Raw genomic sequence first — 24,366 nt, 5'->3', positions numbered from 1 at the left:
ACCTCAGAAGGCGTCACGAGCGGGCGTACCAGCCGTCCTCACCGAGGCGCGCATCGGCGTTGAGCAGCATGTCGGCTTCCTGACGCTTCTCCGGCGCATCGTGGTTGAAGCGACGGTCGGCCGGCTTCTCGTACAGCGGACGCCCACCGGCGATCGCCGAGGCCAACCGGTGCTGACCAGCCAGCACCCGCTCACCCGAGCGGCGCAGGTAGTCCTCGCGCTCGGCCGGGTCGAGGGCTGCCACCAGCGCCTGCGGGTGGACCAGAGCGATCAGGCCCGACACGTGACCGAAGCCGAGGCTGGTCACCAGGCCGGCCTTGAGCGGCAGGCGGTCGCCGAACTTCAGCGCCTCGCGCACCCACACGAAGTGCTGTGCGTTGGCCAGCTCGTCGTCCACGCAGTCCAGGCTGCGGTTCGGCGGGATGACGCCGTCGCGCAGGACCTGGCACAGACCCAGCATCTGGAACGCCGCGGCGCCACCCTTGCTGTGTCCGGTCAGGCTCTTCTGGCTGACGATGAACAGCGGGTTGCCCGGCGACCGGCCCATCGAGGCGGCGAGCCGCTCGTGCAGCTCGGTCTCGTTGGGGTCGTTGGCCAGCGTCGAGGTGTCGTGCTTGGAGATCACCGCGATGTCGTCCGGGGTGACGCCCAGCTTGGCCAGGTCGCGCACCAGCTGCGACTGACGTCCACCGCGGCCGGCACCCAGCGCACCCAGGCCGGGGGCCGGGATCGAGGTGTGCACACCGTCACCGAACGACGACACGTAGGCGACGACGGCCTGGATGGGCAGGCCCATCTTCACCGCGAGGTCACCACGGGCCAGCAGCACGGTGCCACCGCCCTGGCCTTCGACGAAGCCGAGACGACGACGGTCGTTGGCGCGCGAGAACTTCGAGTCGCTGATGCCACGGGCCCGCATCATCGCGGTCTCGGCGGTGGCCGACATGTCGCCGAAGCCGATGATGGCTTCCAGCGTCAGGTCGTCGTAACCACCGGCGACCACGAATTCGGCCTTGCCCAAACGGATCTTGTCGACACCTTCTTCGACGGACACCGCCGCGGTGGCGCACGCGCCGACCGGGTGGATCATCGCGCCGTAGCTACCGATGTACGACTGCACGACGTGACCGGCGAAGACGTTCGGCAGGACTTCCTGCAGGATGTCGTTCGGCTTGTTCCGGCCCAGCAGGTTGCCGTGGTACATGGTCTGCATCGAGGTCATGCCGCCCATACCGGTGCCCTGCGTGGAGGCCACGAGGCTCGGGTGCACCCAGCGCATCAGCTCTTCCGGGCTGAAGCCGGCGGACAGGAACGCGTCGACCGTGGTGACCAGGTTCCACAGCGCCAGGCGGTCGATCGAGCTGGTCATGTCCGGCGTGACGCCGTAGACCTGCGGGTCGAAGCCGGTCGGCACCTGGGCGCCGACGGTGCGAGACAGCTCGACCTTGCGCGGCACACGGATCTCGGTGCCGGCCTTGCGGGTGACCTGCCAGTCGCTGCTGTCCGGCACCGGCGCGATGACGGTGTGCTCCGGATCGAACTGGTGGAACGCCCGGGCGTCGGCCTCGGCGGACACGACGAAGGAGAAGTCCTTGTCGAGGAACACCGAAACCAGTAGCGGCGAAGCGTGATCGGAGCCGAGGGCGCCGTCGTCCACCCACTGGCGGATACCGACGCGCTCGAGCACGGTCTCGTGGTAGCGCTCGACCAGCTCGGACTCGTCGACCAGGTCACCGGTGGTGGTGTCGTACCAACCCGGCTTCGGGTCGTCTTCCCACTTGACCAGACCGGTGGTCCAGGCCAGCTCCAGGACGCCCGCGGCCGACAGCTCGCCGGAGACCTCCATCTCGAAGCGGGTACGCGACGAACCGTACGGGCCGAGTTCGGCACCGGAGACCAGCACGACCATGTCGGCCGGGTCGATGTCCAGGTCAGCCCACTCCGGAGCCGGCGCGGCCTGGTAGCCACGCGGCGGCGACGGCAGTGCCGAGATGGTGCCTTCGAGGTCCTCCTCGTCAACGGTGGCCTCGGCCACCATCTCCTCGCGGGCCTTGGCGGCCAGCTCTGCCATGTCGAGCTCGATGTCACCGAGGCCACCGGTCAGGTCGACCTGGATGGGCTCACGCGACGCCGACACCTTGGCGTCGATGCTGCACAGGTTCAGCAGCATGGCGGCCATCTCTTCGGTGGTGTACGTGATGACACCGGCCTCTTCGACAGCACCGACGATGGCGTCGTTGTGGCCCATCAGGCCGGTGCCCTTGGTCCAGCCGATCAGCGCGTGTGCCAGCGAAACCCGCCCGGACCACGAGGTTTCCGCCTTCCAGCGGGCGACGACCGCGTCCAGCGCGGCCTTCGACTCGCCGTAGGCGCCGTCGCCACCGAACATGCCGCGGTTCGGCGAACCGGGCAGCACGACGTGCAGACGCGAGGCGATGTCGCGGTCGGAACCGATGTGCGAGAGCCCGCCGATGAGCCGCTGCACGGCCCACAGCAGAACCTTCATCTCCATCTCGGCGCGGGCGCCGGCCTCCGACAGGTCGCCCGCCACGCGCGGCGCGGCGAACGGGAACAGCAGCGTCGGGGTCTGCGCGTCCTTGAGGTGGATGGCCTTGGGGCCCAGGTTCTCGACCTGCTCGGTACCGACCCACTCGACCAGCGCGTCAATGTCGTTGTAGGAGGCCATGTTTGCCGGCACGACCCACAGCTGCGCATCGAACCGGGCGTGGTCGCGGTACAGCGTCCGGTAGAACGCCAACCGGTCGTCGTCCAGCTTGGACGTGGTCGCGATGACCGACGCGCCACCGGCGAGCAGCTGGCCCACCACGGACGCCGCGATCGAGCCCTTGGAGGCACCCGTGACGACCGCGACCTCGTTGGCGTAGCGGCCCTTGCCGGGGTTCTCCGCACCGGCGGCCGCGCGGCCGTACAGCGCGGCGTGCAGGGTGCGGCCGGCGGCGAGGGCCTTGCCCTGCCACCAGCTGGCCTGCGTGGCCACGACGTGCCCGGCACCTTCGAAGCTCTCGGAGAGCTTGGCCCAGTCGGCGTTGACGGCGTCTTCTTCGAGCAGCCAGATGCGCGCCAGGTCCTCACGGGCGCTGGCCCAGCGGTCGTCGAACAGCACAGCCTTGCGGCCGTCGAACGACGGAGCCACCAAACGCGGCCAGTCCGAACCCAATTCGGCGGTCACGAGGTCGATCAGCTCGGAGTCGGTGGCCTCGGGCGCCGACACGGGAGTCTGCAGACCCAGCTCGCCCAGGATCAAGCGGGCGGCGCCGGCCAGCACACCGTTGGGGCCGGTGACCTTCTCGGCGAACTCGTTGAGCGCGGCCGAGTCGACGACGCCGCCACCGGCACCACCGGCGGACGGCAGAGACACCGCGATGCCCTTACGAGCGCCCACCGCGGTGACCGCGGCGTCGATGACCTTGTCGACGGCGTTGGCGTCGGCCAATGCACCGCTGTGCAGGCCGCCCATGTCGCCGCCACGGACACTGCTGCCCTCGCGGGTGCCCAGCGCCACCTCGGCGGTGACGTGCTTGGCCCAGCCGGGGCCCAATTCCCAAGCCTTGCTGACGCGCTCGGCGATGTACGCCGGACGCTTGCCCGAGGGCCCGAGCACCGTGCGCAGCTGGTCGTTGATCGCGTCGGAGAGGACGGGACCGAACGGCTTGTAGGTACGGGCCAGCTTGGTGACCTGTCCCTTCAGGCCGGACAAGTCGGCTTCCGCGGCACCGTCGATGGCGCCCAGGTTCAGCTCCGAACCCAGGTCGACGAGCAGCTGGTTGCGTCGCGACGACGCACCGTCGGTGATGGACTCGATGGAGTCCAGCGGCTCGATCTGGTCGATGCGCATCTTGGCCGACAGCGCGATGAGCGCCATGGTGGCGTCGGCGGCGTCGTAGGTGATGTCGTCCGGACGGGGGCCGCCAGCCGGTGCGGCCGGGGCCGCGGCCGGAACCGGTGCTGCCGCAACGGCTTCCGCCGGAGCCTCAGCAGCGGCGGCCGGGGCCGACGGAGCGTCGTCCTCGGGCTCCGGATCAGTGTCGGTCGCGAACAGCACCGCGGCGTCGCGCTCGACGTTGAGGATCTCGGTGGTGTTGTGCGAGTACTCCGGCAGCTTCAGCGTGTTGGTGGCCAGGCCGGCAACCGTCGGCATGGTCTTCACGCCAACCTCGACGAACCGCTCGACACCGAGGCCGCCGGCGGCCTCCTCGATGAACAGCAGGTCCTGCGTTTCGATCCAGCGCACCGGGCTGGCGAACTGCCAGGCCAGCAGCTCCATGACGACCTTGCGCATCAGCTCGGACGGCTTCTCGTTCCGCCAGGTGTCGTAGTCGGCGAGGATCTCGTCGAGCGGCTCGGCCGGCACCAGGTCGCGGATCTCCTGGATGAAGTCCTTGTCCAGGGTGAACGGCCGCGGCACCAGGTTCGGGATGTACTTGCCGACCAGGATCGACGGGTCCTGCCCGTGCGGCATGACGCGATCGAGCGCGCGGCGGAAGTCGTTGACGCCGACCCGCAGCACCTCGGAGTGGAACGGCACGTCGATGCCGGGCACCAGGATGAACGACCGCTTGCCACCGGTGATTTCGCGGCGACGCTCGATCTCGGCCTCGAGGGCGTCGAGGCCGCGGACGGTACCGGCGATCGCGTACTGCGAACCACGCAGGTTGAAGTTCACGATCTGCAGGAATTCGCCGGTCTCTTCGGCGATCCGGGCGACGAAGTCGGTGACGTCATCGTCGTCGAGGTCGATCTGCGACGGCCGGATGGCGGCCAGCCGGTAGTCGGAGCGGCCCTTGGCGTCACGCGGGACGATGTCGTGCATCTTGCTGCCGCGGTGGAACACCACCTCGAGCAGCGCCTCCAGCTCGTACACGCCGGACACGCAGGCCAGCGCGGTGTACTCACCGACGGAGTGGCCGCAGGCGATGGCGCCCTCGACGAAGGCACCCTGCTCACGCATCTCGGCCACCTGAGCGGCCGCGACGGTGGCCATGGCCACCTGGGTGAACTGCGTCAGGAACAGCACGCCGTCCGGGTGGTGGTAGTGCACACCGCTGGCGATGATGCTGGTCGGGTTGTCGCGCACCAGGTGCAGCACCGAGAAGCCCAGGACGTCGCGGGTGAACTTGTCCGCGGAGTCCCAGATCTTGCGGGCGGCCTTGGAGCGGGCACGAACCTCCATGCCCATGCCCTTGTGCTGGATGCCCTGGCCCGGGAAGGCGTAGACGGTCTTGGGCGCGGCCAGCTGAGCGGACGCGGCCATCACCAGTTCGCCGCCAACCTTGGCGGTGACCTCGATGATCTCGGCGCCGCGGTCGATGCCGACGCGGTCGACGCGGAACTCGATCTCGTCGCCCGGCAGCACCATGCCAAGGAAGCGCGAGGTCCAGCCGACCAGACGGGCCGGCGGGGTGGCCCGGCCGTCGGTGGCGGTGACCACGTGCTGCGCGGCGGCGGACAGCCACATGCCGTGCACGATGGGCGATTTCAGACCGGCCAGCAGTGCGGCGGCGCGGTCGGTGTGGATCGGGTTGTGGTCACCGGACACCACGGCGAAGGCGCTCATGTCGACCGGCGCGGTGACGGTGACGTCGCGGCGACGACGACGCGGGGTCTCGGTGGCGTTGTCGGTGATCGCACCGCCGGCGCGGACCGGGTCGGTCAGCTCGGCGGCACCGCTGCGGCCACGGATGGCGAAGCGCTCTTCCAAGCGGGCCAGTTCCGTGCCCTCGGCGTCGGTGATGCTGACAGTGACGGGGACGACGCGACCGACCTCGGTGTCGTACGCCGCGGAAGCCGTTGCGGTGACAGTCAATTCGGCGCGCTCGGCCGGCATCGGGGCCAGCAGCTGCGCGGCGTGGTCCAGGTGGACCAGGCTCAGCAGACCTTCCACGACCGGGATGCCGTCGTCGGTGACGGCAGCGCCGATGACCGAGAACACGGCCGGCCAGCAGCGGCCGACGAGGGCGTCGGGCACCAGGGTCAGGCCCGGCGCCAGCGGGGCGCCGAAGGTGGCGGTGACGCCGGTGTGGTCGGCGACCTCTTCCGGGTCCCAGTCGGCGGTGACGGTGGCGACGTTGTCGGCGACGACCGGCAGCGAGTCCACGCCGTCGGCACCGGCGGCGATGGCGAGCACGGCACGCATCGCGGCCGAGGCGTCGTCGGTGGTGACGACCGGCATACCGCCGTCGACGGTGGCGGCCGGCAGGGTGAAGTGGATCGCGATCCAGACACCGGACAGCGGCACGTTCAGGGTGACGGAATCACCGTCGAGCTCGAGCCGGGCACCGGTGGACGGGTGTGTGGCCGAACGGTTTTCGTTGACCTGCCACTCGCTCGGCGCGCCGATGCGGTGCACCGGGTTGATCGCGGTGCGACCGGCCCACAGCACGTCGGGCGAGTCGAGGACGACGGCCAGCGGGCCGGTGATGTCGGCGCGGGCCTGACGGCGGGACACCGCCGGGACCGGCTTGACGCCGGCGGCCAGCACCTCGTCGATGGCGGCCTGCTCGAAGCGGTCCAGCAGGTCACCGACGGGCTCGTCGACGCGGGTGATGCCGGCGACGGCAGCGGTGCCGGGGATGACGCAGACCTGGTCGGCGTCGTAGCGGGCGTCGTGGGCCTGCCACAGCGAGTCGCTGCGCCACCAGCGGCGCACGTCCTTGTCGATGACAGGGACGAAGTTGACGGGCTTGCCCAGCGTCTTGCACAGCGTGATGAAGAACGGGATGTCCGCCGGGTGCAGGCGCAGGGTCTGCGCCTCGGGGTACCGGGCCAGCAGCTCGGCGATGGCGCGCTGCGGATCCTCAAGCAGCGCTTCGCCTTCCGCGGTGGCCGGGAACAGCGTGTCGATGGGGCCGGCGTCGGCCGGGTTCAGGCGAGCCTCGGCGCGCTGCAGCATCTCCTCGAAGCGGTCGCGCCAGGAGACGTCGAGCCACTGCGAGTGGTCGCGCTTGGTGTCGGCGGTGCTGCTGCCGTCGCCGATCGCGAGCTCGACGTAGCGCTGCAGCCACTGCTGGTAGGTCATGTCCGCGACGTCACCGAAGTACGGCTTGGCGGTGTTGGCCATGGCGGCGATGATCTCGTCGCGGCGCTCGGCGACGGCTTCGGCGTCACCGGCGACCTCGTCGAGCAGGCGGCCGCAACGCGACGCGGTGTTGTCGATCTCGTGGATGTCCGCACCCAGCTGGCTGCGGCCAGAAGCCATGCCGCCCTGGGCCTTACCGGCGCCGACCCAGTGATCGGTGCCCTTGGTGTCGACCAGCAGCTGCTTGACCTGCGGCGAGGTGGTGGCCTCCAGGGTGGCCATGGCGGCGGTGCCGACCAGGATGCCGTCGACCGGCATCAGCGGGAAGCCGTAGGTCTCGGCCCAGCGGCCGGACAGGTACTCGGCGGCGCGCTCGGGCGTGCCGATGCCACCACCGACGCAGATGGTCAGGTTGGCCTGCTTGCGCAGGTCCGAGTAGGTGCTGACGAGCAGGTCGTCGAGGTCCTCCCACGAGTGGTGGCCACCGGCGCGGCCGCCCTCGACGTGGACGATGATCTCGCGGCCCGGGACCTCTTCGGCGATCTTGATGACCGACTTGATCTGGTCCACGGTGCCCGGCTTGAACACCACGTTGGTGATGCCGATTTCGTGCAGTTCCTCGATCAGCGCGACGGCTTCCTCGAGCTCGGGGATGCCGGCGGTGACGATGACGCCGTCGATCGGGGCACCCGACTGGCGGGCCTTCTGCACGATGCGCTTGCCGCCCAGCTGCAGCTTCCACAGGTACGGGTCCAGGAACAGCGAGTTGAACTGGATGGCGCGGCCCGGCTCGAGCAGCTGGGTCAGCTCTGCGACGCGGTTCTCGAAGATCTCTTCGGTGACCTGACCGCCACCGGCGAGCTCGGCCCAGTGGCCGGCGTTGGCGGCCGCGGCGACGATCTTGGCGTCGACGGTGGTCGGGGTCATGCCGGCCAGCAGGATCGGCGAACGACCGGTCAGACGGGTGAACTTGGTGGACAGCTTGACGTCACCATTGGGCAGCTCGACGGCCGTCGGCGCGAAGCTGGACCACGCGGGCTGCACGACCGGGGCGGCGCCGACGGTGAACAGCGAACGCTGGCCGGCGCGGGTGGCGGCGGGCACGATGCCCACGCCGAGGCCGCGGATGATCGGCGAGGTCAGGCGGGTGACGGTGTCGCTCGGCCCGAGGTCGATGATCCAGCGGGCACCGGCCTCGTGCATGCGCTCGACCTCGGCGACCCAGTCGATGGGCTTGACGAAGATGGCCTCGGTCATCGCGTGGGCCAGTTCGGTGTCGATGCCGCACTTGGCTGCCCAGCGGTCGACGACCTCGATGCCGTCGGCCAGGCGCGGGGTGTGGAAACCGACCTCGACCTGGACGCCCTGGAAGACGGGGCTGAAGACGGCGCCGCCGCGCAGCTTGTTCTTGCGCTCGGCCTCGTCCTTCTCGGTGATCTTGCTGCAGTACAGCTCGAAGCGGGCCAGCTGCTCCGGGGTGCCGGTGATGACGACGCTGCGACGGCCGTTACGGATCGACAGGACCGGCGGCAGCACGGTGCGGACGTCCTGGGAGAAGTCTTCGAGCAGCTCGGCGATGCGCTCGGGGTCGACGTTGGTGACCGACACCATCGGCGACTTGTCGCCTCGGCCGACCATGCCGCGACGACGCGACACGAGCGAGCCGGCGGCACCGATGAGCTGGAGGAGCGCCAGGAGCTCGGCGTCGCGGGTGCCGTTGGCCTTGAGCGCCTCGGCGGCGATGATGCCCTGCGAGTGTCCGGCGACCGCGACCGGCGGGGTGCCGGCCAGGTCCAGGCCCTGACGCTGCACGGCGCGGATGGCGGCCATCTGGGCCAGCAGGATGCCGGGTCCGGAGATGGCGGCGGTGGTCAGCTGCTTGGCCGATGGCAGCGGCTCGTCGGCGGCGAGGGAACGCACCCACTGCATCGGCTCGAAGCCGATGGGCCGCACGACGACGAGTTCGCGCGCGACGGGCTCGAGCAGCAGGGCCGCTTCGCCGACGATCTCGCTGAGCTCGGATTCGATACCGGCCGAGCTGACCAGCTCTTCGAGGTTCTCCAGCCAGGAGGCACCCTGGCCGCCGAACGCGACGGCATACGGTTCGCCGGCATTGAGCAGGTCCACCAGAGCGTTGGCGCTCGCCGCCACGGTCTCGGTGTTGCCACTGGTCACATTGCGGTGCTCGTTGATCGTCACTTCGTCTCTCCCTCGTTGCCGCGCGAACCGTCAGGTGCTGCATGGTCTTGGTAGTCGGCCCTGGGGCAACGCGATGCGACGTCGGATCACGTGAGGCCCGTGCTACGTCTGGCGCCCGAGTTTTCGGGCGCCTGAGAGCCGGGCCGACTGCACTAAGAGTGTCATAAGATTCGCGGCGTCTTTCGGCTGGAAATGGTTACCAACGAGTTCTACGGATCGGTAACCACCCGGCTGGGTAACACCGCGTCCTGGGACCGCCTGTACTCAACAGGACAAACGTCCTGTTGGCGGGTGGTTACGGTCGAGTAGCAACAACATCGCTGATCAAAGCGGTATTGTTATCAAATCGTTACCGCGTTTGTGACGGCGCCGAACCTTACTAATGAGTAGGAAAAGACCCGGTCCAGAAAACACTCGACATTGACGGTCCGAGTGTCTATACGCGCGGTAAGTTACCGCGCGGCCATTTGCTGGGCTTGTTTGCCGTTTTCTTAGAGCTGAGCGCCAGCTAACTACTGAGCAGTAATCTGCGCGACCGTCAGTCCCACTGCCCGAAGCGGGGCTTGAGGATGTGGTTGAGGTCGACCCCGACTCCCCCGACGTGTTGCTTGTCGATCTCCACCTGATGCAGCGCCGCCGCCGGATGCGCGGCCCCGCCGGGCGAGCCCCAGTTGTGCTGCCAGAAGTACGACCCCAGGCCGTCCTGCACGGCCCACTCGATGGTCTTGGAGTTGGCGTACACCCCGACCCGCTGGTGGCCCAACACCGATTCCCAGCCTCGGAGATAGGGCGCAACCTGCGCTTTGTACTGCGCCGGAGTCGGATCGTCGTCGATGGATGCGTAGATCGGCGCGCCGACCGGGCCGCCCGCCGCGGTGTGCAACTGGAATCCGCGCTGGGCGTGCTGCACGCCGGCGGCGTGGCCCCCGAGCCAGTCGGCGGTGGATTCCTTGCCGTACTGATAGCAGGAGACGATCTTCAAGCCGCCTTTGTAGAGGTCCCGCGCCTCGGGCAGCAGGATCGGCTTGCCCAGCATCCACTGCCCACCCGGTCGCCGGTCCGAGACATAACGGATGGCTCCCAGCGCCCCCGCCGACCGGATATCGGCCGCGCTGAGCACCCCCGCGGCGTAGTCCAGCAACACTCCGTGCGGGGCCGCAGAGGCGGTCGTCGCGCCGAACACCGATTGCAACCCGGCCCCCAGGCCGAGTGCCGCCGGGGCGGCTGCAGCGTATTTCAGCAGGTCACGACGCGAAATTGCCACGAGTCTCAGGATATGACAGCTACCCCTTCTGAACCGTTAGCCACACCCGTGCACTCTTGCCCCAGTCGCACCCGCCCACCGCGAAGAAAGTCGCCACATTCGTGCGATTTCTCGCCATCTCCTTCACGCTCCACGCGCAACCGCATCGGCGACGTGCCGGTGCCCGATGATCTCGAACCCGGCCACACTCACCATCGGCGCCAGGCTCGCCACCAGCAGACAGACGGCCATGGGCACCCCGATGCCGGCCAGCACCACCGTCGCCACCAGCACCACGACCGTCAGCACCAACAGCAGCAGGTGAAAGCCGTCCACCGTCCGCAGCATCATCGCGTACAGCACGTAGACCAACGCGATGTAGATGCCGACCGGGATCACCACGCTCAGCACCGTCGCCACCGACCCCAGCGCCGAGTGGTGCTGGATGAAGTACGCGGCCGTGTGCAGGCCGGCGCCGGTCGCGACGATGGCGCCGTACAGCGGCATGTGCAGGTAGGCGAACCAGAATCCCCGTTCGCGGTGCGCGTGCAGGACGTCGGCCCCCGGCACCGTGAAGTACACCCACCACATGCCGAAGGTCAGGGCCGTGCCCGAGATCGCCAGTAGGACAGCGTCAGCGGACCAGCCGTGCTCCGCGACGACAGCCGAGAGCGAGGCGACCGTCCCGACGACGCCCTCCCCGAGCGCGATGATCGCCAGCAGCCCATAGCGTTCGGCGATGTGATGGGCGTGCCACGGGGTGCCGCCACGCCGTATCTCGGCGACCATCGGACCGCCCAGTTCGATGAGTGCCAGCAACACCCAGATGCTCAGCGTCACCGGCACATTCGTCGGCAGGAACACCGTCCCGATCCAGCCCACCTGGACCACCGACACGATCGACACGTACGTCATCGCCGCTGACCGGCGTGCCGGGTCCTGACGTGCCGCGCGTAACCACTGCCCCACCAACGCAATTCGCATCACCACGTAGCCGGCGACCAGCACCGCGTTGTCGACGTGGTGGCCGTGCTCGATCGACGCGTAGAACGCCGGCAGACCGAGCGCGAGGACCAGCACGCCGACCATCTCGACCATGGTCATCAACCGGAACACCCAGTCGTCGGTGTCATAGGCCGAGGCGAACCAGGTGAAGTTGATCCACGCCAGGATGATCGCGAAGGTGGCGAAGACGAATGCCGTGATGCCGGCACCGACGTGACCCGCGGCCAGCATGTGCGCCAGTTCCGATGCCGCCACCCCGAACGCGACGACGAAGGTCAGGTCGAACAGCAGCTCCAGCGGCGTCGCCACCCGGTGCTGCTCGTGCGGGTCGCGTCCCCGCATCGGCGTCAGCCGGTGGGCCCGCACCGCGCTGTGTGGGTCAGGAGCGTGCTGTTGCACCCCGTCCATGCCATGTCCCTTCAGCAAATCCTGGCGGCATCCGGGCCGCGTCACGGTAAGCCTGCCGCAGATCCCCGCTTCCGTCCCACTACCGTGAAGACGTGTCTGCTCCCCCGATCGCCGTCGGCGTCGTTCTTGCCGCCGGTATCGGATCGCGGGTCGGGGCCGACGGCAACAAGGCCTACCTGCAATTGGCCGGCCGCAGCATGGTGGCGTGGTCGGTAGCGGCGGTGGCTGCCAGCCCCGAGGTCGCCCGCACCATCCTGGTGTTCCGGCGCGGCGAACGCGACCAGGTCGTGCAACTCATGGCCGACGAACTCTCCGGCACCACAGTCGAATTCGTCGAGGGCGGGGATACCCGGCACGGCTCCGAACACAACGTGCTGAGCTACCTGGCCGCGGACATCGACGCCGGGACGGTCGACGTGGTGCTGATCCACGACGCCGCCCGCCCACTCGCCGGTGCTGACCTGATGGACACCGCCGTCACCACCGCGCGGGCGCAGGGCGGTGCCATTCCGGTGTTGCCGTCGGGTGACGTGCTGCGGATGACGGCTGACGGCCTCAGTGCCATCGACCAATCCCTGGTCCGGGTTCAGACACCGCAGGCGTTCCTGGCCGCGCCGCTGTGGCGGGCCTACCAGGACGCGGCCGCCGCCGGCTTCGAAGGCACCGACACCTCGTCATGCGTGGAGCGCTTCACCGATATCGAGGTCCACGCGATCGCCGGGTCTGCCCAGAATTTCAAGGTGACGTTCGCGCACGACGTGCAGGTGGCCGAAGGGCTGCTCAGCCGGCGGTGACGATCGCCTCCAGCAGTCGCCGATCCTGCGCGAGGTCGACGGCGAATGCGTTCGGATCACCCTCGACGGTGCCGACCCGCAGTCCGGCGGAGGTCAGCGCGGCGAGGGCATCGGTCCGTGGGAGTCTGGCCAGGGCCGCTGCCGAGAACGCCCGCGGGTACTGCGCGGTGACGAGCTCCGACCGGTCCACGTTGCCGAGCACAATGTCGTGCGCCGCAATGCTTTTCACGCTGTCGGTCATCGGCAGCACCGGCAGTACGACGTCGTGGTCCGCCAGCCCCGCCGCTACGCGGACCGCAAGATCAGCGGGAGCGAGCGGATACCGCACGTCGTGCAGCAGGACCCCGTCCCCGACGCCGAGTGGCCAGGTATCGCACGCATTTTCGCCAGTGTCGTGCCATAACTGGCCATTCGGCGCGGTGATGACAGGCACGTCGCTCAAGTCGTGCACGGCAAGGCATTCGGTGGCCGCGTCCGCCAACTCGTCAGCGACCACGACCGATGCCGGCGCCACGTCGCGCACCGCCCGCACTGCCCGGACCAGGGCCGGTTCACCGGCGATCGGCGCGGTGAAGTCGGCCGGCGCCAAGCCGGCCGGCACGATGACGATCGCCGACACAGTCACCACCACACCCTAACTCCGGTGTGGCGGCAGCCCTCGCCTGTCCGACGAAGTGAGCCGGCGCGCGATCAGGTCCAGTGCGAAGCCCAGCGCGCCGATCACCACGATCACCGCCACCACCTGGTCGTAGGCCAGCTGGTCGCGGGCGTTGAGCACCTGATAGCCCAGACCCGAACGCACACCCAGCATTTCCGCCGGGACCAACACCACCCAGGCAATGCCCAGCGCCACGCGGACGCCCGTCTGCAACTGCCCCCGGATCGCCGGCAGCACCACGGCCGTCACCAGTTCCCATCGCGTGGCGTGGAACGACCGCGCCACATCCAGATAGCCCGAGTCGACGGCGCGCACACCGGCCACGGTGTTGATCAGCACCGGCCACACGGCCGCCACCGCAATCAGGAAGATCACCGGCTCGTTGCCGATGCCGAACACCGCCACGGCGATCGGGGCCCACGACAGCGGCGAGATCATGCGGACGAACTGGACGATCGGCGCCGTGGCTCGCTCGGCCGTGGCGCTGAGCCCGAGCAGCAATCCGGCCGGAATCCCGATGACCACCGCCACCGCCAGCCCGATCACCAACCGCCACAGGCTGATCCCGATGTCCGGCAGCAGGACACCTCGGGAGAACAGGTCAACGATCGCGGGCGCGACGCGCTGTGGCGCGGCCTGGCGCAGCAGCGAGTGCGGGGCGCTCAACACGGAGGTCGCCAGCCACCAGAGACCGATCGCGAGGGCGACGGCAGCCACCGGCGGAGTCCAACGGCGTACCGCGGCCGGTGGATCGATCACCACGCGGACGGGTGTTGCGGTCATGACAGCTCCAATTGCTCGGCTCGGGTGTAATCGCTGAGGCCGAATGCGGCCGGACCGCCATGAGCCTGAATGGAATTGCGGACGAAAGTGTCGTCGACAAGGTCGTCGTGCACAGTGGCGAGGTCCAGCCGCTCCAGGAAGCTGCGGTCGCCATCGACGACGGTGCTGTGCATGGCCGCGACAAGTGCCGTGGTGAAGCTCGGGAACGGGAACGGCTGAAAGCCGAGCCGCTGCGGCTGCCACTCCGGGTGATGCAGCGGGTAGGGCGCCGTGGGATAGGTCATCGCCAGCGCGACCGCCGGCACCGGCTGGGGCAGATAGCGACCACCGCCGAGTTTCGCGGCCGCTGACTTCCGGTCGTTCGACAGTACGAGTTGCGCTGCCACCACCGCGTCCGTGAGCTGCTGCACGGCGGCCGGACGGCTGCTGATCACGTCGTCCCGGGTCACCAGGGCGCAGCACGCATGGTCGCGCCAGACGTCACCGAGGAAGGTGTGGATGCGGCCGATCTTCTTGGTCTGCGCCATCGCGTTGAATGGGTCGGCGACCACGTAGCCGCCGATGGTGCCGGTGGCCAATGCCGGCACCATGTCCGACGGACTCATGACGACGAGCTCCACGGTGCGCTCGGACCGCGACGCCGAGCGGCGGATCACTGGTTGCAATCCGTTGGCCCGCAACATCTTCTGCAGGACAATGTTGTGGATGGACCACCAGAACGGAATCGCTACCTGCGCTCCCGCCAGGTCCGACAATTCGCGGATGTGTGGGGCGACGGTGAGTGCCGAGCCGTTGGTGTGATTCCAGCCGAGTACCCGGACCCCACCACCGAGCGCGTACCGCAACTGCACCGCCATCGGCATCAGCAGATGCACGACGTCGAGCTGCCGGTTCAGGAACGCTTCGCCCAGGGCCGCCCAACTCCGGAACAGCACGGGCTTGCCCACACCGGCCGGATACAGACCCGCGGAGTGCGCCATCAACAACGGTGCCGCGTCGGTGATCGGTAGATAGCCCACCCGCAGCGGCCCGGCCGCCGCGGAATCCGTTGTGGCACTGTGCGCCAGGTCGGCCAGGCCGAACGCCCCGCCGGCAGCCGCTACCGCCGCTACTAGCGCTCGCCGCCGCGAGATCAGCAGGCTCATGCCACCCACAGTTCGGAAACCCGGTAATGGCTGAGGATTTCGTCACGCAGCCCCGGTCGGTCCGCTTCACCCAGGTGCCATTGGCGACGGATGCGGCCGCCGTCCGCCAGCAGGACGACGCGCTGCGCGAGGGCCAGCGCCTCCTCGACGTCATGGGTGACCAGCAGCACCGTGACACCCAATTCGGTTGTGAGCGTGGTCAACCACTGCTGCAAGTCGGCACGTGTCGCCGGGTCCAGTGCGCTGAACGGTTCATCGAGCAGGAGCAACTGAGGCCGGGTCGCCACCGCGCGCAGGATGGCCACGCGTTGGGCCTGCCCGCCGGAGAGCTGGTCGGGATAGCGGTCAGCGAGCTCGTCGACGCCGAAGCGCCGCATCAGTTCGGCGGCATAGTCCGCGTCGAATCCACTGCGTCGGCGTGCGAATCGTCGCGCGTAGGAGACGTTGCCCAGCACCGTCAGCCATGGCATCAGCAGCGCGTCCTGGAAAACCACCCCGATGTGTGGCTGCTCGCCGCTGGCGGGCCAGCTGACGGTTCCCGAGCTCAGCGATTCCAGGCCGGCCAGCACGCGTAGCAGCGTCGATTTCCCGCTGCCGCTGCGCCCGAGCACGGCGACGAACTCCCCCGCTTCGACGGCCAGATCGATGCCGTCGAGCACCATGCTGTCGCCGAATCTCTTGCTGCCCGCTGTTATTCGTACTGCTTCAGTTCCCACCTCAGTTGTCCTTCCGATGGTGATTGCACGGGCAGAAAAGCTGCTTCGCGGAACCGGCGATTGGCCGCCGTCCCGGCGCGATAGCCCTGTCCACCAGCCAGGGCCGATTCCAGACGGGTCGCCGCCACCGCAACGTTGGCGGCGTCCAGCCGGAGCCGGATCACGTCGGCCAGTTCGGCTTCTCCTGGCGCCGAAGCGAATTCGTAGAGGCGGCGACGGTTGCGTTGGGCTTGCGCCTTCAGATCGGCGAGGTCACCGTCGAACTGGGCGGCCAGCGCGTCGGTCGCACTACGGGCAGCGGTCAGTGCCGCACCGGTGACCCCGACGCAGAATGCGGTCTGCAGCAGCAAGAACGTCGGCTTGATCCCGCGGACGAACCCGGTGAGGTCGGCGCTGATGATGCGGTCCGCGTTCACCTCGACCTCTTCCAGGCGTAGCGACGTCGACCCGGTGCTACCCAAGGCCATCAGCGCGGGCGCCGGATCGACCACCACGCCGACCGCGCTCACGTCGACCGCGACGACATACAACCGCCCGGTGACGGTCCGTGCCGGCAGGACGATCAATGCGTCGTCAAAGACGTTGGACGCCCAGCGGATTGGTCCGCTGAGCCGCAGTCCACGACGCGTCTCCCCGGCGAAGATCGGAAGCTGCCCGAGGCCCGCCACGTGTTTGAGCCCAGCTGCCATGGCGGTCACGCCGGGGCGGTGTGCGGTGAGCAACGCCTCCGACAGGTCCGGCCGGTCGGCGAGGTAGTGAATCGCCATCTGATGCGCCCAAGCCGAGAACCCGGCGGCGAGGCTCACCGCCGACACCTGCTCGATCACCCGCACGGAGTCGGGCAGGTCCCGCAGCCCGAACAATCCGGCAGCGCCGAGGGCACGCAGATCGTCACGGACGTCGGTGCGCCCCGCGTCCAGGTCACCGGCCCGGGCGTCCACCCCGGTCGTGACATGCGCCAACCTGGTCGCGACGTCGTCGGACACCAGAGTCGTCATTGCCCACCACTTTCCAGTCCGTACAACCGATCGATCGGGGTCTGCACGGCCACGCGCGCCCGCCGCACCGCGTCCTCGTCCGGCGCGTCGTAGAAACACAGGCACTTGTCCATGTCGACCCGCACGTAGGTGCGCAGGAAGCTGACCTCGGGCACCTCCGCGTATTTCGGCGCATTGGCCTTCTTACGGCTCAGGTAGCTCTCCATGTCCAGGTCGGCGGGCAGGTCCCACTCGACCAGGTATCCGGCTGTCGGGCGGACGGCTTTCAGCTGGTCCAGTTCCGCGCCGACCAGTCGCACTTCGTGTGGACCGGTGAGTTCTGCGGCGCCAACCGCAGCCGCGTCGATCGCCAGCGGGCCATCAGTGAGTTCAGCCACCACGAACAGCCGGTGCTGTCCGGTCACCTGAGCCTCGATGAGTTCGCCGCCGGCCCGGTGCACTTCGGCGTCGAGCGTCTTGATGGCCTGATCGACGTCGGCCCGGCCGGTCAGTCCGGCGATTTCGTAGAGGTACAGAGTCACGGTGTCTTCCTGTTCGTCGGTGGCGATGACATCACGACGCTCGCATGAACAGACCGGTCTGTCTATCGACGTTCCTCGGCTATGGTGCAGATATGAGCGCGACTCGCACCCACCGCCCGGACCGGCCGGCGCCCCGCACCGACCCCGCCGGGCCGGCTCAGCGACTCCTCACCACGGCGTCGAATCTCTTTGCCGCACAGGGCATTCGCGCCGTCGGCATCGACACGATCCTGCGCGAGGCGGGGGTGGCCAAGGCCAGCCTGTACAGCTCGTACGGGTCGAAGGACGCGTTGGTCATCGCGTACCTGAATGAATTGGATCAGGCTGATCGCAAGCGCTGGAATACGAAGACATCCGGGCTCGAGGATCCGGTGGAGAAGCTGTTGGCGTTCTTCGACCTCGCGGCCGCCGCGGCACGCAAACGCCAGTTCCGCGGCTGTCTCTACGCCAATGCGGCCACCGAGTTCCCGGGCGACACCCTCGACCCGGTACGGGCGCACCGGCTATGGATGCGCGAGCAGCTGAGTGCACTCCTGCGGGACGCCGCAGTGCCGAATGCCGCCACGACCGCTGCGCGCATTCAGCTCATCTACGACGGCGCCCTGACCGCGTCCAAGCTCGACCGGTCGACCGCCCCGATCACCCTGGCCCGCCAGATGACCGCCGAGCTGGTCGCGTCCCTCCGCGAACAGACGTAAAACTGTCGCAAACCCTGGTTTTGCGACAGTTTTGCGTCTGCTCGCGGGAAGACAGTTACTTGCCGGCCACGGCCGGCTGAATTCCGATGGCCGCCAACCGCCGCTCGGATGCCTCCGGGCGAACGAACTTCGGCCACCAGAACCACCGGCCCAGCATCGCCGCGATGGCCGGGGTCATGAACGACCGGACGATCAGGGTGTCGAACAGCAGGCCCAGCGCGATGGTCGTACCGACCTGCGCCATGACCTTCAGGTCGCTGAAGGCGAACGACGCCATCGTGGCCGCGAACACCAGACCGGCTGAGGTGACCACCGATCCGGTGCCCGCCATCGAGCGGATGATGCCGGTCTTCAGACCGCCCGACAGCTCTTCCTTGAACCGCGACACCAGCAGCAGGTTGTAGTCGGAGCCCACCGCCAGCAGCAGGATGACCGACATGGGCAGCACCATCCAGTGCAGCTCGAGGCCGATCAGGTGCTGCCACAACAGAACCGACATACCGAACGACGCGCCCAGCGACAGCAGCACGGTGCCGACGATCACGCCCGCCGCGACCATGCTTCGGGTGATGAGCAGCATGATGATGAAAATCAGTGACACCGCGGCGATTCCGGCGATCATCAGGTCGTACTGCGCGCCGTCGTGCATGTCCTTGTAGGTGGCCGCGGTGCCGGCCAGATAGATCTTGGAGCCCTCCAGTGGCGTGCCCTTGATGGCTTCCTTGGCAGCCTGCTTGATCGGGTCGACGTGGGCGATGCCGTCCGGCGTCGCCGGGTCGCCTTCGTGCTGAATGATGAAGCGCACCGACTTGCCGTCCGGCGAGATGAAGTTCTTCATGCCGCGCTTGAAGTCCTTGTTGTCGAAGGCTTCCGGTGGCAGGTAGAAGCTTTCGTCGTTCAGCGAGTTGTCGAACGCCTCGCCCATCGCCGCCGCGTTGTCCGACGAGGCCGCACGCTGATCCACCTGACCCTTCTGGGTCTGGTACATGGTCAGCATGTAGTGCTTCATGTTCTTCATGACCTCGATCTGCGGCGGCATCACCGTGACCATCTCGGCCGTCAGCTTGTCCAGCTTCATCAGATCCGGCACCAGGGTCTGGATGTCGTCGGTCATGACGTCGATGCCGTCGAGGGTGTCGAACAGCGCCCGCGTCGACCAGCACATCGGGATGTCGTAGCAGTGCGGTTCCCAGTACAGGTAGTTCCGAACCGGCCGGAGCAGATCGTCGAAATCGGAGATGTGGTCCCGCAATTCGGCGATATCGAGCGCCATGTTGGCCGTCTTCATCGACATGTCGTGCGTCGTGGCGGCCATCTGCGTGGTGATGGACTGCATCTTGGTCATCGTGTCGATGCTGACCTGCATGTCGTTCGCCTGTTGCAGCATGTTGGCCATCGAATCCAGCTGGTACTTCTCCGTCATCTTCGACGTGACGGCCTGCATGCCCATGATGAACGGAATCGTCGTGTGCTTGATGGGTTTTCCGTCGGGGCGGGTGATCGTCTGCACCCGCGCGACGCCCTGGGTGTGCACGATGGCCTTGGCGATCTTGTTGATCACCAGGAAGTCTGCCGAGTTCCGCAGATCGTGATCGCTCTGCACCATCAGCAGCTCGGGATTCATCCGGGACGCGCTGAAATGCCGTTCGGCCGCGGTATATCCGACGTTGGCCGTCAGCTCGGCCGGCACGTAGCGGCGGGCGTCGTAGTTCGTCTTGTAACCGGGCAGCGTCACGAGTCCGACAAGGGCGAGCGCCAGCGTGGCGACGAGCACCGGTCCCGGCCAGCGCACCACCAGGACGCCGACACGACGCCAGCCGCGGGACTGGATCGGGCGCTTCGGTTCGAAGCGGCCGAACCGGCTGCCGATCTTGATGACGGCGGGGCCGAGCGTCAGGGCCGCGACGACGGCCACGAGGGTGCCGATCGCACAGGGCACGCCCATGGTCTGGAAGTACGGCAGCCGGGTGAAGCTCAGGCACAGCATGGCGCCGGCGATCGTCAACCCGGATCCCAGGACCACGTGTGCCGTCCCGCGGAACATGGTGTCGTAGGCCTGCACGCGGTCTTCTTTGTCGCCGCGCGCTTCCTGGTAGCGCCCGATGGCGAAGATGGCGTAGTCGGTGCCGGCCGCGATCACCATCAGCGTCAGCAGGTTGACGGCGAACGTCGACAGGCCGATGACATTCGCGTTGGCCAGGAACGCGACGACACCGCGGGCGGCGCCGAGTTCGAGGAAGACCATCAGCAGGATCAGGATCATCGTCATGATCGACCGGTAGACGACCAGCAGCATCACGGCGATCACCAGCAAGGTGATGGCGGTGACCTTGGCGACGCTCTTGTCGCCGGCGTGGTGCTGGTCGGACACCAGCGGGGCGCCGCCGGTGACGAACACGTGGAGCCCGGCCGGTGGCTTGGAGTCGGCGACGATCTGCCGGACCGAGGCGACGGAGTCGTTGGCCTTCGTCTCGCCCTGGTTGCCACGCAGGTAGACCTGGACGTACGCGGCCTTGCCGTCGGCGCTCTGTGAGCCGACCGCGGTCAGCGGGTCACTCCAGAAGTCCGCGACGTGCTCGACATGCTCGGTGTTGGCAGTCAGCTTCGCGACGAGACCGTCGTAGTAGTGGTGTGCCTCGGCGCCGAGCGGCTGGTCCCCCTCCAGCACGATCATCGCGTTGCTGTCGGAATCGAACTCCTGGAAGTTGGCGCCGATCTGCTTCATCGCGATCATCGCCGGGCCGTCCTTGGCGCTCAGCCCGACGGTGTGTGCCTCGCCGACCTTCTCCAGCGGCGGGACCAGCGTGTTGGTGGCGACGTTGAGCGCAAACCAGCCGATCACGATCGGTATCGCCAGCACCCAGATCAGGTGGCCGATCTTGGATCGTTCGGTGTTGGTGGCACTCACGCGGGGCACCCTTCCATCAGGCCCGACAGGTCCATGGAAATGGAGCTCGGCGGCGTTACACAATCACTGTCGCGCGAAATATACCTAGCTCACCAAACTTTTATCCATAGCGGATACACAAAATGCGCCTCTACCTCCCACGAAATGGGACAAATCGGGGTCTTTTGCCGCGATTTCGGCCGTAGCGTTGACGGGATGGACAATTCTCCGGCCGATACGTTCGGCAAGCGCTACGGCGAAGTTCTGCTGGTCTCCCAGACACCCACCGGGCCCCAGGTCGCGGTGTTCAACACCTACCCGCTCAACGACTGCCCACAGGACGCCTGGTCGGCGCTCAACCCGCAGGGCCTCGCAAGTGAGAACGGGGTCGCCGCCGCTTTGCTCAACGGCCCCCGGTACTGGCTGATGAGCGAGATCGTGAAAACCCGCGAGGACGTCGGCGAGAAGAAGACGTTCGGCGGCATCGAGATGCTGCAGCAGGCGACGGTGCAACTGTCGTCGATGAACCCGGCGCCCTACAGCCTGAACAAGGTCAGCCGCCGCACGGTGTTCGTGTTCGGCGCCGGGCGGCCGGTCTTCGAACTGCTCGATCCGCAGGGGCAGCGCTGGGTCATGCAGTCCTGGAGCCAGACCGTCGACCCGACGCTATCGCTGTCGGACCTGCCGGAGCTCGGTGCCCGACTGCAGCTGCCCGACGGATGGAACTATCGGACGTCGAGCCTGACCAGCCCGCTGAGTATCGACACCACCATCGACGACGCCCACGTCACCCAGGACAACCTCGGCAACACCTACTCGTTGGCACCGGCCTGATTCTGCTGGGCGTTCCCAAACCCGTTCGGGTGCGTTACAAACAGAGGCGGGGTTGTTTCTGACGCGGTGGGCTGAACTGAAGGAGGCCGTATGGCTTGGGATTTCGAAACCGATCCGGAGTTCCAGGAACTCCTGGACTGGGCCGACGCCTTCGTGCGCGACGAAGTCGAGCCGCTCGACCTGATCTGGCCGCACCTGCAGTACACCGCGCTCGACGAGACCCGGCGCCGGGTCGTCGACCCGCTCAAGGAACAGGTGCGTCGAAAAGGCTTGTGGGCCACCCACCTTGGCCCCGAACTCGGCGGCCAGGGCTTCGGGCAACTGAAACTGGCGCTGCTCAACGAGATTCTGGGGCGCAGCCAGTGGGCGCCGATCATCTTCGGCTGTCAGGCCCCGGACACCGGCAACGCGGAGATCATCGCGCACTACGGCACCCCGGAGCAGAAGGAGCAGTACCTGCGGCCGTTGCTCAACGGCGAGGTCTTCTCGTGTTATTCGATGACCGAGCCACAGGGCGGTGCCGACCCGACGCAGTTCACCACCTCCGCCGTGCGCGACGGCGACGACTGGGTGATCAACGGCTACAAGTTCTTCTCCTCCAACGCGTCGACCTCCACGTTCCTGATCGTCATGGTGGTGACCAACCCCGACGTCAGCCCGTACCAGGGCATGTCGATGTTCCTCGTCCCCACTGACACCCCGGGCGTCAACATCATCCGCAACTCAGCGATCTACGGGGAATCCGACGGCCACGGCTCACACGCCCTGATTCATTACGACAATGTGCGCGTGCCGAATTCGGCCGTGCTCGGCGGTGAGGGCCAGGCCTTCGTCATCGCGCAGACGCGCCTCGGCGGCGGCCGCATCCACCACGCGATGCGCACCATCGGGCTGTCGCAGAAGGCGCTCGACATGATGTGCGAGCGGGCGCTGTCGCGGCACACCGCGGGCAGCCTACTGGCCGACAAACAGGCCGTGCAGGGCTTCATCGCCGACTCCTGGGCGCAGCTGCAGCAGTTCCGACTGTTCGTGCTGCACACCGCGTGGAAGATCGACAAGTACAACGACTACAAGAAGGTCCGCAAGGACATCGCCGCGGTCAAGGTCGTCATGCCGACGGTGCTGCACGACATCGCCTGGCGCGCAATGCAAGTGCACGGTGCCCTCGGGGTCACCAATGAGGTGCCGTTCCTGGGCATGGTTGCCGGCGCCGCGGTGATGGGGCTGGCCGACGGACCGACCGAGGTGCACAAGGTCACGGTCGCCAAGCAGGTGCTGCGCGACTACACCGGCACCGACGAGCTGTGGCCGACCGAGTGGCTGCCGGGCAAACGTGAAGCGGCACAAGCCAAGTACGCCGAGTATCTCGAACTAGAGGTAGGGAACCTCTAGGCAGAGCTCTCGCCCCTACCCCGTCATCAGCCGCGCCACGCCGCGCATCACCGCCCTACTCGCCGCATGCCGGGCCTGGTCAACGAGCGACGGCGCCGCCGGCGTCGGGGCGACACCCAGCCGCGGAAAAAGCGCCAGCGCATTCGTGCGATCGATCGCGCGCCGCCCGGCATCGTCCAATCCCCCGTATGACTCCAGCCCGGCCGCGAACAGCTGACTGACCTCTACAGGCGCGAATGGGAAATCCGAGCCGAAGGTGACGTGGCCCGGCTTCGCGAAAGCCAGCAGCGACGGCAGCGCGGCCGCCGTGGACGACAGTGCGGTATCGAAGTAGAAGCCAGCGAAGTCGTCGAGGTGGTCAGCCGGGCTGCCGCCGACATCACTGGCGATACCCATCGCCATGCGATAGGACGCATACGGGACGAACCCGCCGGCATGGCTGAGGATGAACCGGATGTTCGGGTAGCGGCGTCGAATACCGTTGCGCACCAGCAGGTACGCCGCCCGGCTGGTGTCCAGCAGGAAGTCGGCGGCGAAGGGCAGCACTCCGTCGACCGTGGGGCCCGGCAGCTCGGCGGGGTGGATGAACACCGCCGCCGACCGCGCGTCGAGCTCCGCGAACAACGCGTCCTGGCCCGTCGCACCGACATAGGTCCCGACGCTGTTGGCGAGCAAGAACACCCCGTCCACACCCAATTCGTCGAGCGCACGCACCGACTCAGCGACGGAGGCATCCAGGTGCGGCATCGGCAGCGTGGCGAAGAACCCGAACCGATCCGGCTGGGCGGTAACCAGTTCTGCGCTGTAGTCGTTGAGGTCTCGAGCCAGCGCCGCCGCGTCAGCCACGGCCGGGAACATCGTTGTGCCTGGCGCGGAGACCGACAGGATGGCGGTGGCGACACCGAGTTTCGCCATCGCAGCCAAGGATGCCTCCGGGGTCCAGTCCGGCATCGCTCGCCCACCGGCATCCGCGATACCGGCCTGGTCCAACACCTTTCGGTATTCCGGCGGGACCATGTGGTGGTGGGTATCAATACGGCTCACGGTGT

General features: G+C 67.8%; 15 protein-coding genes. 4 read left to right on the top strand and 11 right to left on the bottom strand.

The window, feature by feature from the left end:
• Window positions 1-13 precede the first annotated feature (13 nt).
• From TL10_RS02010 to TL10_RS02000, 3 genes are all read right to left on the bottom strand, one after another.
• Window positions 14-9,235 carry a type I polyketide synthase gene (locus TL10_RS02010; protein ID WP_043984316.1) on the bottom strand — a complete coding sequence of 3,074 codons (9,222 nt, stop codon included), beginning with the start codon at window positions 9,233-9,235 and terminating at the stop codon, window positions 14-16.
• A gap of 538 nt (window positions 9,236-9,773) precedes the next feature.
• Window positions 9,774-10,499, bottom strand: a complete 726-nt coding sequence (locus TL10_RS02005) for a DUF1906 domain-containing protein (RefSeq protein ID WP_043394420.1) — start codon at window positions 10,497-10,499, stop codon at window positions 9,774-9,776.
• 123 nt (window positions 10,500-10,622) lie between these two features.
• Window positions 10,623-11,825 carry a low temperature requirement protein A gene (locus TL10_RS02000; protein WP_082067810.1) on the bottom strand — a complete coding sequence of 401 codons (1,203 nt, stop codon included), beginning with the start codon at window positions 11,823-11,825 and terminating at the stop codon, window positions 10,623-10,625.
• 158 nt (window positions 11,826-11,983) lie between these two features.
• Between TL10_RS02000 and TL10_RS01995 the strand changes: the two genes are divergently transcribed.
• Window positions 11,984-12,685 (top strand): IspD/TarI family cytidylyltransferase, encoded by a 702-nt coding sequence (locus TL10_RS01995; RefSeq protein ID WP_082067804.1) that lies wholly within the window; start codon window positions 11,984-11,986, stop codon window positions 12,683-12,685.
• On the opposite strand, the gene TL10_RS01990 is transcribed toward TL10_RS01995, so the two are convergent.
• From TL10_RS01990 to TL10_RS01965, 6 genes are read right to left on the bottom strand one after another with little or no spacing between them, the layout of a single operon-like run.
• Window positions 12,672-13,310 (bottom strand): IspD/TarI family cytidylyltransferase, encoded by a 639-nt coding sequence (locus TL10_RS01990; RefSeq protein ID WP_043984370.1) that lies wholly within the window; start codon window positions 13,308-13,310, stop codon window positions 12,672-12,674. The two genes, TL10_RS01995 and TL10_RS01990, sit on opposite strands and share 14 nt — an antisense overlap.
• A gap of 9 nt (window positions 13,311-13,319) precedes the next feature.
• Complete coding sequence (locus TL10_RS01985; protein WP_043984314.1) at window positions 13,320-14,126, bottom strand: ABC transporter permease; 807 nt, start codon at window positions 14,124-14,126, stop codon at window positions 13,320-13,322.
• Window positions 14,123-15,271 carry an ABC transporter substrate-binding protein gene (locus tag TL10_RS01980; RefSeq protein ID WP_043984369.1) on the bottom strand — a complete coding sequence of 383 codons (1,149 nt, stop codon included), beginning with the start codon at window positions 15,269-15,271 and terminating at the stop codon, window positions 14,123-14,125. The genes TL10_RS01985 and TL10_RS01980 overlap by 4 nt, the downstream gene beginning before the upstream one ends.
• Window positions 15,268-15,987, bottom strand: coding sequence for an ABC transporter ATP-binding protein (locus TL10_RS01975; protein WP_043984313.1), 720 nt, complete (start codon window positions 15,985-15,987; stop codon window positions 15,268-15,270). The genes TL10_RS01980 and TL10_RS01975 overlap by 4 nt, the downstream gene beginning before the upstream one ends.
• Window positions 15,963-16,985, bottom strand: coding sequence for an acyl-CoA/acyl-ACP dehydrogenase (locus TL10_RS01970; protein WP_043984312.1), 1,023 nt, complete (start codon window positions 16,983-16,985; stop codon window positions 15,963-15,965). The genes TL10_RS01975 and TL10_RS01970 overlap by 25 nt, the downstream gene beginning before the upstream one ends.
• Window positions 16,982-17,506, bottom strand: a complete 525-nt coding sequence (locus tag TL10_RS01965) for a DUF4242 domain-containing protein (protein WP_043984311.1) — start codon at window positions 17,504-17,506, stop codon at window positions 16,982-16,984. The genes TL10_RS01970 and TL10_RS01965 overlap by 4 nt, the downstream gene beginning before the upstream one ends.
• A gap of 92 nt (window positions 17,507-17,598) precedes the next feature.
• Here TL10_RS01965 and TL10_RS01960 point away from each other — a divergent pair, with 92 nt between their 5' ends.
• Window positions 17,599-18,204, top strand: coding sequence for a TetR/AcrR family transcriptional regulator (locus TL10_RS01960; RefSeq protein WP_043984310.1), 606 nt, complete (start codon window positions 17,599-17,601; stop codon window positions 18,202-18,204).
• Between the two features lie 55 nt (window positions 18,205-18,259).
• Here TL10_RS01960 and TL10_RS01955 read toward each other — a convergent pair whose 3' ends face one another.
• A complete protein-coding gene (locus TL10_RS01955; RefSeq protein ID WP_043984309.1) occupies window positions 18,260-21,112 on the bottom strand; it encodes an MMPL/RND family transporter in 2,853 nt (950 codons plus the stop codon).
• 195 nt (window positions 21,113-21,307) lie between these two features.
• Between TL10_RS01955 and TL10_RS01950 the strand changes: the two genes are divergently transcribed.
• Together TL10_RS01950 and TL10_RS01945 are read left to right on the top strand one after the other, a co-directional pair.
• Window positions 21,308-21,925 carry a hypothetical protein gene (locus TL10_RS01950; protein WP_043984308.1) on the top strand — a complete coding sequence of 206 codons (618 nt, stop codon included), beginning with the start codon at window positions 21,308-21,310 and terminating at the stop codon, window positions 21,923-21,925.
• A gap of 90 nt (window positions 21,926-22,015) precedes the next feature.
• The gene (locus tag TL10_RS01945) at window positions 22,016-23,317 is read left to right on the top strand and encodes an acyl-CoA dehydrogenase family protein (protein ID WP_043984307.1); all 1,302 of its coding nucleotides are present in this window, start codon (window positions 22,016-22,018) and stop codon (window positions 23,315-23,317) included.
• A 15-nt stretch (window positions 23,318-23,332) separates the two neighbouring features.
• On the opposite strand, the gene TL10_RS01940 is transcribed toward TL10_RS01945, so the two are convergent.
• Entirely contained in the window at window positions 23,333-24,361 is a 1,029-nt protein-coding gene (locus TL10_RS01940) for an amidohydrolase family protein (RefSeq protein WP_043984368.1), read from the bottom strand.
• Window positions 24,362-24,366 lie beyond the last annotated feature (5 nt).

The sequence above is a fragment of the Mycolicibacterium llatzerense genome (assembly GCF_000878195.1).
In the GTDB taxonomy this organism is placed as follows: Bacteria; Actinomycetota; Actinomycetes; order Mycobacteriales; family Mycobacteriaceae; genus Mycobacterium; species Mycobacterium llatzerense.
Note: the sequence above shows the minus strand (reverse complement) of the source record. Positions and strands in the feature narration are given on the sequence as shown.